The sequence below is a fragment of the Streptomyces sp. NPDC026575 genome (assembly GCF_055567415.1).
On sequence record NZ_JBVHQM010000012.1, the window covers coordinates 80,413 to 92,392 of the forward strand.

The 11,980-nt window shown below is 71.2% G+C and carries 9 protein-coding genes; 1 reads left to right on the top strand and 8 read right to left on the bottom strand.

Features of this window, described 5'->3' with window-relative positions; genetic code table 11:
• Nucleotides 1-9: 9 nt before the first annotated feature.
• Nucleotides 10-2,106, bottom strand: coding sequence for a phosphate acetyltransferase (gene pta, locus ACZ4NB_RS18610; RefSeq protein WP_467662756.1), 2,097 nt, complete (start codon nt 2,104-2,106; stop codon nt 10-12).
• A gap of 234 nt (nt 2,107-2,340) precedes the next feature.
• On the opposite strand from pta, the gene ACZ4NB_RS18615 reads away from it, so the two are divergent.
• Nucleotides 2,341-3,366 (top strand): ATP-dependent 6-phosphofructokinase, encoded by a 1,026-nt coding sequence (locus ACZ4NB_RS18615; protein ID WP_384432020.1) that lies wholly within the window; start codon nt 2,341-2,343, stop codon nt 3,364-3,366.
• Nucleotides 3,367-3,514: 148 nt separating this feature from the next.
• Here ACZ4NB_RS18615 and ACZ4NB_RS18620 read toward each other — a convergent pair whose 3' ends face one another.
• The 7 genes from ACZ4NB_RS18620 to ACZ4NB_RS18650 all read right to left on the bottom strand — a co-directional run bounded on the left by ACZ4NB_RS18620 (nt 3,515) and on the right by ACZ4NB_RS18650 (nt 11,937).
• On the bottom strand, nt 3,515-6,094 hold the full coding sequence (locus tag ACZ4NB_RS18620; RefSeq protein WP_467662758.1) for an ABC transporter permease: 2,580 nt from the start codon (nt 6,092-6,094) through the stop codon (nt 3,515-3,517).
• A 100-nt stretch (nt 6,095-6,194) separates the two neighbouring features.
• On the bottom strand, nt 6,195-6,986 hold the full coding sequence (locus ACZ4NB_RS18625; protein WP_467662760.1) for an ABC transporter ATP-binding protein: 792 nt from the start codon (nt 6,984-6,986) through the stop codon (nt 6,195-6,197).
• A 198-nt stretch (nt 6,987-7,184) separates the two neighbouring features.
• Nucleotides 7,185-7,886: a helix-turn-helix domain-containing protein gene (locus ACZ4NB_RS18630; RefSeq protein WP_467662762.1), complete on the bottom strand. Its 702-nt coding sequence runs from the start codon at nt 7,884-7,886 to the stop codon at nt 7,185-7,187.
• A 164-nt stretch (nt 7,887-8,050) separates the two neighbouring features.
• Nucleotides 8,051-8,881 carry a carbohydrate ABC transporter permease gene (locus ACZ4NB_RS18635; RefSeq protein WP_467662764.1) on the bottom strand — a complete coding sequence of 277 codons (831 nt, stop codon included), beginning with the start codon at nt 8,879-8,881 and terminating at the stop codon, nt 8,051-8,053.
• A 3-nt stretch (nt 8,882-8,884) separates the two neighbouring features.
• A complete protein-coding gene (locus ACZ4NB_RS18640; RefSeq protein ID WP_467662766.1) occupies nt 8,885-9,802 on the bottom strand; it encodes a carbohydrate ABC transporter permease in 918 nt (305 codons plus the stop codon).
• Nucleotides 9,799-11,163 carry an extracellular solute-binding protein gene (locus ACZ4NB_RS18645; protein ID WP_467662768.1) on the bottom strand — a complete coding sequence of 455 codons (1,365 nt, stop codon included), beginning with the start codon at nt 11,161-11,163 and terminating at the stop codon, nt 9,799-9,801. The genes ACZ4NB_RS18640 and ACZ4NB_RS18645 overlap by 4 nt, the downstream gene beginning before the upstream one ends.
• Before the next feature lie 93 nt (nt 11,164-11,256).
• The gene (locus ACZ4NB_RS18650) at nt 11,257-11,937 is read right to left on the bottom strand and encodes a response regulator (protein ID WP_467662770.1); all 681 of its coding nucleotides are present in this window, start codon (nt 11,935-11,937) and stop codon (nt 11,257-11,259) included.
• Nucleotides 11,938-11,980 lie beyond the last annotated feature (43 nt).

Sequence of the window (11,980 nt, forward strand, 5' to 3'; positions counted from 1 at the left end):
CTGGGGGATTCAGGCGGTGTGGCCGGCGCCGGGCTGGGCGCCCTGCGCCTGGATGGCGGTGATGGCCACGGTGTTGACGATGTCCTGGACCAGGGCGCCGCGGGAGAGGTCGTTGACCGGCTTGCGCAGCCCCTGCAGGACCGGGCCGACGGCGACCGCACCGGCCGAGCGCTGCACGGCCTTGTAGGTGTTGTTGCCGGTGTTGAGGTCCGGGAAGATCAGCACGGTGGCCCTGCCGGCCACGTCGGAGCCGGGGAGCTTGGTCTCGGCGACCGAGGCGTCCACCGCCGCGTCGTACTGGATCGGGCCCTCGACCAGCAGGTCGGGGCGGAGCTCGCGGACGATCTCGGTGGCCTTGCGGACCTTGTCGACGTCCGCGCCGGAGCCGGAGGTGCCGGTGGAGTACGACAGCATCGCGATCCGGGGCTCGACACCGAACTGGGCGGCGGTGGTGGCCGACTGGATGGCGATGTCCGCCAGCTGCTCGGCGTTCGGGTCCGGGTTGACCGCGCAGTCGCCGTAGACCAGCACGCGGTCGGCCAGGCACATGAAGAACACCGAGGAGACGATCTGGGCGTTCGGCTTCGTCTTGATGATCTCGAAGGCGGGCCGGATGGTGGCCGCGGTGGAGTGCACCGCACCCGAGACCATGCCGTCGGCGAGGCCCTCCTGCACCATCAGGGTGCCGAAGTAGGAGACATCGGCGACCACGTCGTAGGCCAGCTCGTAGGAGACGCCCTTGTGGGCGCGCAGCTTGGCGTACAGCTCGGCGAACCGCTCGCGCAGCTCGGAGGTCTGCGGGTCGATGATCTGCGCGTCCGCCAGGTCGATGGCCAGGTCGGCGGCGCGCTTGCGGATCGCCTCCTCCTCGCCCAGCAGCGTCAGATCGCAGACGTCGCGGCGCAGCAGGACGTCGGCGGCGCGCAGCACCCGCTCCTCGGAGCCCTCCGGCAGGACGACGCGGCGGCGGCCGGAGCGGGAGCGCTCGATCAGCTCGTGCTCGAACATCATCGGCGTGACCCGGCCGGAGCGGGCGACGGAGATCCGGTTCGTCAGCTCCGCGGTGTCCACATGCCGCTCGAACAGCCCGAGCGCGGTCTCCGCCTTGCGCGGCGAGGCGGCGTTGAGCTTGCCCTCGATCGCGAACAGCTCGGCGGCGGTCGGGAAGGAGCCGCCGGGCACGGAGACGACCGGGGTCCCGGGGGCGAGCCGGTTCGCCAGCGCCATGATGTCCGGTCCGGGCCGCTCGTCGAGGGTGAGCAGCACCCCGGCTATCGGCGGCGCACCGGCGCTGTGCGCGGCCAGCGAGCCGATGACCAGGTCGGCCCGGTCCCCGGGGGTCACCACGAGGCAGCCGGGGGTGAGCGCCTTGAGGAAGGTCGGCAGCATGGCGCCGCCGAAGACGAAGTCGCGCGCGTCCCTGGCGAGCCCGGAGTCGTCGCCCAGCAGCACCTCGGCGCCGAGGGCGTGCACGATCTGGCCGACGGTCGGCGCGGAGAGCGAGCCGTCCTCGGGCAGTGCGTAGCAGGGCACGGGGAGGCGGGCGGAGAGCCGCTCGACGACCGCCTGGCGCAGTTCGGGGGCCACCCGGTTGACGATCATGGCCACCACGTCGCAGCCCAGCGAGTGGTAGGCGCGGTAGGCGTTGCGGGCCTCGGCGCGCACCGACTCGGCCTCCTGGCCCTGGCCGCCGACGACGGCCAGCACCGAGGCGCCGAACTCGTTGGCGAGGCGGGCGTTGAGGTTCAGCTCGGCCGGCAGGCTGGTGCCCGCGTAGTCCGAGCCGAGCACCAGGACGTACTCGTAGTCCCTGGCCACGGCGTGAAAGCGGTCGACGAGCCGGGAGACCAGCTCGTCGGTGCCGCGCTCGGCCTGGAGCGTGGCGGCCTCGTCGTAGCTGAGGCCGTAGACGCTCTCGGGCGACTGGGTGAGCCGGTAGCGGGCCCGCAGCAGGTCGAAGAGCCGGTCGGGTCCGTCGTCGTGCATCAGCGGGCGGAAGACCCCCACCCGGTCCACGTGGCGGGTCAGCAGCTCCATGACCCCCAGCTCGATGACCTGGCGGCCGTCGCCGCGGTCGATACCGGTCACGTACACGCTGCGCGTCACGCGTGCTCTCCGATCCATTCCGTTGGTCGAAAGGTCAAAATCAGCCGTTATTGTGGGCCTGCCCCTCTTGACAATACCTGCGAGGCTGGCTAAGCCGCTCTCCCAGTTTCCCCTGTGGAGCCCGTGCGGGGACAGTAGGGGGCAGGTGCGCGGGTGCGGCCCGGGGCCGTCGGACCATGAAACAATCGGACCGGGTCAGGGATACCGACGAGCGAGCACAGGAGACACAGCACGATGCGTATCGGAGTCCTCACCGCAGGCGGCGACTGTCCCGGCCTGAACGCTGTGATCCGGTCTGTCGTCCACCGCGCCCTCACCGGCCACGGCGACGAGGTCATCGGTTTTGAAGACGGCTTCAAGGGGCTGCTCGACGGCCGCTTCCGCAAGCTCGACCTCGAAGCGGTCAGCGGCATCCTCGCCCGCGGCGGCACCATCCTCGGCTCCTCCCGGCTGGAGCGGGCCCGGCTGCGCGAGGCTTGCGAGGACGCCAAGGACCACTCCAAGGACTACGGCATCGACGTGCTGATCCCGATCGGCGGCGAGGGCACCCTCACCGCCGCCCGGATGCTGTCGGACGCCGGACTGCCGGTCGTCGGGGTGCCCAAGACCATCGACAACGACATCTCCTCCACTGACCGCACCTTCGGCTTCGACACCGCCGTCGGCGTCGCCACCGAGGCGATCGACCGCCTCAAGACCACCGCCGAGTCGCATCAGCGCGTGATGGTCGTCGAGGTGATGGGCCGGCACGCGGGCTGGATCGCGCTGGAGTCCGGTATGGCCGGCGGCGCCCACGGCATCTGCCTGCCCGAGCGCGGGTTCGACGTCAACGACCTGGTCACGATGGTCGAGGAGCGGTTCGCGCGGGGCAAGAAGTTCGCCGTGATCTGCGTCGCCGAGGGCGCGCACCCGGCCCCCGGCACGATGGACTACAAGAAGGGCGCCATCGACCAGTACGGCCACGAGCGGTTCTCCGGCATCGGCACCGCGCTCGCCCACGAACTGGAGAAGCGCCTCGGCAAGGAGGCCCGCCCGGTCATCCTCGGCCACGTCCAGCGCGGCGGCACCCCCACCGCCTACGACCGGGTGCTGGCCACCCGCTTCGGCTGGCACGCCGTCGAGGCCGCGCACCGCGGCGACTACGGCAAGATGACCGCGCTGCGCGGCACCGACATCACGATGGTGCCGCTGGCCGAGGCGGTCACCGAGCTCAAGACCGTGCCCGGGTGGCGGATGGACGAGGCCGAGTCGGTCTTCTAGGGGCCGCTTCGGTCCACCGGTCGGGCTCTTCGGTCCACCGGATCGGGCCGGACCCGGGCCGCGCCCCGGCCCCGTATCTCAGACGCACGGAACGGCGGCGCGCCTCCCCTCGGCCGAGGGAAGGCGCGCCGCCGTTCCGCGTGGGGCCCTACTGCGCCCCGATCGCCTCCAGCATGTTCAGCCGGGCCGCCCGGCGGGCCGGCCACACCGCGGCCAGCACGCCCACGACCAGTGCGATCAGCAGGAAGAGGCCGAGCCGGCCCCAGGGGAGCACCATCTCGTACGTCGGGAAGGACGAGCCGACCAGGCTGCCGCCGGCCCAGGCCAGGAAGATCCCCACGCCCATGCCGAGCACCGCGCCGAACAGCGAGATGACCACCGACTCCAGCCGCACCATCTGCTTGATGCCGCTGCGCGCCAGGCCGATCGCCCGCAGCATCCCGATCTCCCGGGTCCGCTCGAACACCGACATCGCCAGGGTGTTGACGACACCGACCACCGCGATGATGACGGCCATGCCCAGCAGCCCGTAGACCATGTTCACGACGGTGTCGATCTGGCCGGCGTTCTCCTTGCGCAGGTCGTCGCGGCTCTGGACCTTCAGCAGCGGGCTGTCGCCGAGCGCGTGGCGGATGTCCTTGACCAGCGCGGGGGAGCCGCCGTCGGCCGCCTTCACCAGCAGCCGCTCGTTCGTGGCCCGGGGCGTATGCGGGTCGACCAGCGAGACGTCGGCGAAGGCATCGCCCAGCGCCTCGTTCTCCTTGTAGGCGGCGGCGACCTTCAGCTTCGTCTTCTTCTTCTCGTCGAAGCTGACGGTGACCGTGTCGCCGACGTGCCAGCCGTGCTCCTTGAGGCCCTTGTCGGAGACGGCGATCCCGCCGGCCCGGACGGCGTCCAGCGAGCCCTGGGTGAAGGTCAGCCGGGTGACCTTGTCGATCTGGGCGAGGTCGGTGCCGCGAAGGTAGCCGAAGCCGCCGTCGCCGGGGGAGTCGCCGGTGCTGAAGCCCGCGCCGCGCAGCGGAGCCATCGCCGTGACGCCCGGGACGTGCGCCACCTTCTTCGACAGCGCGGGGTCCATGCCGACATAGGTCGAGGTGGTGACCTGGTAGTCGGCGCTCACCCCGTTGGCGGCCATCTTGTCCATGCCCAGCTGGGCGGAGTGCCCCACGACCGTCATCCCGGTGATCAGGGTGAGCCCGATCATCAGCGCGGAGCCGGTCGCCGCCGTACGGCGCGGATTGCGCAGCGCGTTCTCCTTGGCCAGCTTGCCGCCGATCCCGAACAGCCGGATGGTGACCAGGCCGGCCAGCGAGACCAGCGGACGGGACAGCAGCGGCGCCAGGACGATCATGCCGACCAGCGTCAGCGTCGAGCCCAGCATGGCGATCGGCAGATCGTCACCGGACTTCAGGGTGGAGACATAGAGCATCACCGCGACGCCCAGCCCGGTGATCACCGCGCCGATGCTGTTGCGCAGGACCAGGCTGCGCATCGCGGGCGCCGCCTCGACGCTGCTCAGCGCCTCCACCGGCGCGATCTTCGCCGCCTTGCGGGACGGCAGCCAGGCGGCCAGTACGGTCACCACGACGCCCACCGCCAGCGCGGCGCCCACCGTGGACGGGCTGATGACGGCCGGCCCGTCCGGGAAGCCCGCGCCGTTGGCGTCCAGCACCGCGCGCAGCCCCTCCGCGATCCCGAGGCCGAGCCCGAAGCCGACGACCGAGGAGATCAGGCCGAGCAGCGCCGCCTCGGCGAGCACCGAGCGCACCACCTGCCGGCGCGAGGCGCCGACCGCGCGCAGCAGCGCGATCTCGCGGCTGCGCTGGGAGATCAGCATGGTGAAGGTGTTGGCGATGATGAACACCCCGACGAACAGGGCGATACCGGCGAAGGTCAGCAGCGTCTTGCTCAGCGCGCTGTTCTGCTGGGCGATCATCTGGGACTGCTCGGCGGCCAGGGCGGCGCCGCTGGTCGCCTCGGCGCGGCCCTTGGGCAGCACCTCGCGGACCTTCGCGGTCAGCGCCCGCTCGTCGGTGCCGGGCTTGGCGGCCACGATCAGCTCGTCGAACTGGCCGGGGTGCAGATACAGCCGCTGCGCGGTGGCGGTGTCGAACAGCGCCAGGCTGCCGCCCGCGGTCACCTGAGGATCGTCGCTGGCCACGATGCCGACCAGCTTCTTCTTCAGCAGCGGGCCGTCGGTGGCGAACCGCACGGTGTCGCCGAGCTTGACGCCGGCCGCCTGCGCGGTGCTCTCGGCCAGCGCGATCTCGCTCCCCTTTGCCGGGCCGCGGCCCTGGAGGAGCGGATAGCGGCTGTCCTTGCCGTCCTCGCCCGGCTGGTAGTTGGCGGCGCGGTTCTGCCAGCCGTTGCCGACGGGCTGGTCGTCGGGGCCGGCGAGGGTCGCCTGGCCGGTGACGTTCGCGCGGACGGAGGCGACGCCCGGCAGCGCCCGGATGCGGTCCGCGACTTTGTCGTCGAGGGCGGTGGCCCGCTTGCCGTCCTTGGCCGGGTCGACGGCGGCGGGCGCCTCGGCGTCGCTGTCGGTGGCCTGGACGGAGACGGCCACGTCCTTGAGGTTCTTGGCGGAGGCGTTCTTGACGGCCTCGGCGACGCTGTCGCTGAAGATGAGGGTGCCGGCGACGAAGGCGACGCCCAGCAGCACCGCCAGCGCGGTCATCATCAATCGGGCTTTGTGCGCAAGGACGTTGCGCAGGGCAGTACGGAGCATGGTGGTGGTGTCAGTCCTGGTCCGGTTCTCGGGATGATGGGCCGCGCCCGGGGCACGGCGGGGGGCGCGCGGCGCCCGTGTCGGCTCGTTCGGCCCTCGGCTAGCTCGTCCGGCCCTTGGCGTCGAACAGCCGCATCCGGTCGAGGACGGCGTCCGCGGTCGGCTCGTGGAGCTCCTCGACGATCCGGCCGTCCGCGAGGAAGACCACCCGGTCCGCGTAGCCGGCCGCGACCGGGTCGTGGGTGACCATCACCACCGTCTGGTCCATCGCCCGCACCGACTCCCGCAGGAAGCCCAGCACCTCCGCGCCGGAGCGGGAGTCGAGGTTGCCGGTCGGCTCGTCCGCGAAGATGATCTCCGGCTGGGCGGCCAGCGCCCGGGCGACCGCGACCCGCTGCTGCTGGCCGCCGGAGAGCTGCGCCGGCCGGTGCGCCAGGCGCCCGGACAGGCCGACGGTCTCGATGACGGCGCTGAGCCACTCCCGGTCGGGCCTGCGGCCCGCGATGTCCATCGGCAGCGTGATGTTCTCCAGCGCGGAGAGCGTCGGCAGCAGGTTGAACGCCTGGAATATGAAGCCGATCTTGTCCCGGCGCAGCCGCGTCAGCTGCTTGTCGTTGAGGGAGGCCAGCTCCACGTCGCCGATCCGGGCCGAGCCGGCGGAGATCGTGTCCAGGCCCGCCATGCAGTGCATCAGCGTCGACTTGCCGGAGCCGGACGGGCCCATGATCGCGGTGAACCGGGCCTTGCCGAACTCGACCGAGACGGAGTCCAGCGCCACGACACGGGTCTCCCCCTGGCCGTAGACCTTGCTCAGATCCGTCGCGCGGGCGGCGACGCCGGCGGTGCCGCGGGTGGACGTGGGGAAGCCGGGAACGGCTGCCGCGTGGGACACGGGTACTCCTGGGAAGGGGACGGAAGATTCGACCGTCCCATTCTTTCTGCGCAGGTCAGCGCCTACCTCAGCCGCGAGGACCGAAAGCCGCACCGGCCGGAAGTGCCATCACCGCCCCCGGCGTAGTTCTCTGGGAGGACGCCTCTCCGCCCTGGGGCCGACGGGATCCCTCGGGGATGCCCCGGATCTTTGGGGCCGCTACTGGCCGACCCGCTTCCAGAACTCGCCCAGGATGCCGTCCACAAAGGCGCGCCCCGTCCGCCCGGACTCCTCGGTGCCGTCCCCGCCGCCCCAGTTGAGCGTAGCCGTCATCGCCGCCTGATAGTCGGCGTGCAGCTCCTGCAGGACCTCCTGGACGTCCTCTTTGGCCAGGGTGGTGAGCTTGCCGATCGGCCGGACGTATGCCTGCCAGCGGGTGGTGACGGCGCTGGTCAGCAGCTCGGTCAGCTTCTCGGCGCGGCCGGTGAAGCGGAGCAGCGCGGGCAGCGGCAGCTGGAGCGTCCGGGCGAGCGCCGCGGCCTGCCGGTCGTTGCCGCGCCAGGTCCCGCCGGCCTCCAGCCGCTCGTACGCGCTCTGGTCCATGCCGATGGCCAGCGCCAGGCCGTCCGGGGACAGGCCGTGCGCGAGGCGGTACTCGCGCAGGGTGCCCGGCGCGCCGAGCAGATCGCCGGGCGCGCACCACAGGGCGCCGGCCAGCGCGGTCAGCTCGAACTCGGTGGGGGCGGCCTCGCCCAATTCCCAGGACGCCACCGTCGCCGGGGAGATCTGTATTCCGAACGCGGCCCAAATTCCGTAGGCCACATGGGACGGGGTCATACCGAGGTTCTCGCGGAAACGGCGGGCGGCCTCGGCATTGAAGGGAGGTCGGCGCGGCTCTGCGGCGTGCGTGTTCACCGGCACACGGTAAGTGAAGGCGGGGCCGCGCACCATGGTGCGGATGGCCAAGGTTGAATGTCGTAGGAAGCTACTAAGTGGGCGAATTTTACCGGCCGGTAGGAAGCGCATTTCCGCCAGCGGGCCGCTCGCCAGCGCCGACGCGACCACAGTGGCTTCACCGGCCTTCACTAGCCCTTCACCGCCCCGCCGAGCGCGAAACCGCCGCCCAATCGCCGTGAAATAAGGATGTACAGCAGGACGACCGGTGTCGAGTAAAGGATCGAAAACGCCGCGAGTTCACCGAAGGCAATGGCACCGTAATTACCGAAGAAATTGAAGATGCTCACCGAGGCGGGCAGTTGCTCCGGGGAGAGCAGCAGCATGAACGGTACGAAGAAATTTCCCCACATCATGATGAAGGTGTAGATCGCGACGACGCCGAGACCGGGCCCCATGAGCGGCAGGATCACCCGCAGCAGCGTCTGCCGCCAGGACGCGCCGTCCGTCCACGCCGCCTCCTCCAGGACCTTCGGTACCCCGTCCATGAAGTTCTTCATCAGCCAGATGGCGAACGGGAGTTGGGCGGCGGCCAGGAACAGCGCGGTGCCGTAGCGGGTGTCGATCAGGTCGACCTGCACGAACAGCCCGTAGACCGGGACCATCACCGCGGTGATCGGCAGACACGTCGCGAACAGGATCGTCAGCAGGTACGGGCGGGCGAGGCGCGAGCGGTAGCGGGAGAGCGGATAGGCCGCCAGCGCCGCGCAGACCACCGTGAGCAGCGTGGCGCCGCCGCAGATCAGCAGGCTGTTGAGCATCGGAGTGAAGGTGATCTCGTCGGTCAGCACCGCCGAGAAGTTCGCCGTCGTCGGGGGCCTGGGAAGCCGCACCCGCAGCGTCGCCTCCGCGTCCAGCGACGACAGCACCAGCCAGACCAGCGGTAGGGCGAACGCCGCCGCCGCGCACAGCGCCCCGGCGTCGGCGGCGATCCGGTGGCGGACCCGGCGGGGCAGCGGCACGGCTCAGACCTCCTCGCGCAGCAGGCGCAGATAGACCACCGAGAACAACGCGCCCACCAGCAGCAACAGCAGTGCCACCGCGGTGCCGTAGCCGATCAGCGACTTCATGAACGCCTGGTCGTACATGAATACCGGCAGCGTCTGGCTGCGGCCTCCCGGACCGCCCCGCGTCATCGCCCAGATGAGGCCGAAGACGGAGAGCGTCTGCAGGGTGTTGAGCATCAGATTGGTGCCGATGGAGCGGCGGATCATCGGCAGCGTGATGTGCCACAGCCGCCGCAGCCCGCCCGCGCCGTCGACCTCGGCGGACTCGGTGACCTCCCGCGGGATCCCGGAGAGCGCCGCGGAGTAGATCAGCATCGAGAACGCCGTACCGCGCCAGACGTTGGCGAACGACACGGCGAGGATGGGCAGCGTGAACAGCCAGTTCTGGGTGGGCAGATGGAGCCACTCCAGCAGGGCGTTGAGGGTGCCGCGCCGCTCGAAGAAGGTGTAGAGCAGGAAGCCCGCGACGATCTCCGGCAGCACCCAGGCGGTGATCACCATCGCACCGGTCAGCGACCGTACGGGCCGCGAGGCGCGCCGCAGCAGACCGGCCAGCGCCAGCCCCAGGGTGTTCTGCCCCAGGATCGAGGAGAGCACGGTGAAGACCAGGGTGAGCACCACCGCGTTGCGGAACGCCGGATCGCCCAGGGCGCGGCCGAAGTTGGCCAGCCCGACGAAGGACGCCGACTCCTGGCCGGTCAGCTGGGTGTCGGTGAAGGCGATCCAGACGCAGTAGCCGATCGGGCCGGCGAGGAAGAGCAGCAGCAGGACGGTCGCGGGGACGAGCGGGGACCAGCGCAGCAGCCGGCCGCGCACCGGCGTGGTACGAGGCGTACGGGCGGCGGCCGTGGTCCGCGCGGCGGCGCCGGCCGTCATGGCTTGGCGACCGTCCGGCCGTCCACGATGGACCTCAGCGCCCGGTCGTAGTCCTCGGCGGCCTTCTCGGGCGAGGAGTCGTCGGCGGTGACCGCCTCCATCGCCTCGCCGATCGCCGCGGCGACCTTCGGGTAGGCGGGCAGCGCCGGCCGGTAGCGGCTGATCTCGACCAGGCCGGTGAAGAAGCCGATGCCGGGGACGGACCTCAGATACCGCGGATCGGCCGCGACGTCCTTGCGGACCGCGATCTGCGCGCCCCGCACGCACCACTCCAGCGCGTTGGCCTTCGACTGGAAGGTTTCGATCAACTTCCAGGCCAGCTCGGGCTGCTGGGAATTCCGCGGCACCGACCAGGTCCAGCCGCCGGCCAGGCTGACCTTGCCGGGCGGGGCGCCGTGCTGGGTGGGGAACGGTGCCTGGCCGAGCGTCGTCGACCACTCGGGCCAGGGGTTGCCGCCGCCCGTCTTCTGCCACTGCTGGCCGAGCCAGGAGCCGTCGAGGTCGATCGCGAGCTTCTCCTCGGGCAGCAGCTCGGCGGCCACGTTCGTCTGGATGTTGGGGCTGAGGGCGTCGGAGACCTCGGGCCCGAGCCCCTCCTTGTAGACCGTGTCGATGAAGGCCAGGCTGTCCTTGAAGCCCTTGGTGCCGGTGACCCACTTCTTGCTCGCCGGGTCGTAGAGCTGGTGCTCGCCGGTGCCGTACAGCAGCATCTCGAAGCCCTGCATCACGGCGGCCTCGCCCGCGCCCTTGCCGGTGAAGACGTTCAGCGGGATGACGCCGGGGACCTTGCGCTTGACGGTCCGGGCGGCCTCCAGCACCTCGGCCCAGTTCCTCGGCCGCCAGTCGGCGGGCAGCCCGGCCTTCTTGAAGATCTTCTTGTTGAACCACAGCCCGCGGGTGTCCGTACCGTCCGGGACGCCGTAGGTCCTGCCGTCCTGGCCCCTGGCCGCGGCCTTCGCGGCCGGCTGGAACTGCCGCCAGTCGGCCCAGTCGTCGAGGTGGCCGTCCAGCGGCCGCAACAGCCCCGCCTTGATGTCGGAGTTGACCAGGAAGGTGTCCTCGTAGACCAGGTCCGGCGCGGTCCTCGGGGAGCGCATCATCTGCTGGATCTTGGCGTAGTAGTCGTTCTCCGACGCCTGGATCGGGATGAGCCGGACCTTCCTGCCGGGGTTGGCCTTCTCGAACTGCCGGGCCACCAGGCGGATGTAGTCGTCCCGGACGGTGACCTTGGCGTTGGTGTCCTTGATGAAGGCGACCTTGACGGTGTTGCCGTCGCTCCCGGACCCGCCGCCGCAGGCGGTGAGCGTACCGGAGGCCACGACGGCGGCGGCGAGCAGGATCAGCGGGGCGGTGGGGCGCACGGCACGACCTCCAGCGGCGAACCAGGGTCAACGGCGACGGGCAACTGGCCACGGCGTACTGCCAGCTGAAAGTAAGTCACCGCTCACAACCGGTCAATGCCCCGACCAGCGATAGCGCAATTCGGGGCGGCCGACCTGGCCGTACTGCGGGGCGCGGGCGGCCCGGCCGCTCTCCACGAGGTGTTCGAGGTAGCGGCGCGCGGTGATCCGGGAGATGCCCACGTCGGCGGCCGCCTCGGTCGCCGTCAGTCCGCTGCCGGAGGCCCGCAGCACATCGGTGACCGCCCGCAGGGTGGCCGCGGTCAGGCCCTTGGGCAGCGCGGCCGGGCGCGGTGCGCGCAGCGCGGCGATCGCCCGGTCCACCTCGTCCTGGCCGCTGGCCTCGCCGGTGGTGGCGCGGAACTCGGCGTAGCGGGTGAGCCGGTCGCGCAGCGTGGCGAAGGTGAACGGCTTGAGCACGTACTGCACCACGCCCAGCGAGACGCCCTCGCGCACCATGGTCAGATCGCGGGCCGAGGTGACGGCGATGATGTCGGCCACGTGCCCGGCCGCCCGCAGCGTGCGCACCAGCTGCAGACCGTGGCCGTCGGGCAGGTACAGGTCGAGCAGCAGCAGATCGACGGGGTGCTGGTCGAGGTGGCGGCGGGCGTCGCCCATGGAGTGCACGGTGCCCGAGACGGTGAAGCCGGGCACCCGCCCCACGTACAGGGCGTGCGCGGCGGCGGCCACCGGATCGTCCTCGACGACCAGGACCCGGATGTCGGAGGGGCTCACCGGGCACCTCCTCTCGCGGCCGGGCGGCCTGATCCCGTCGGCT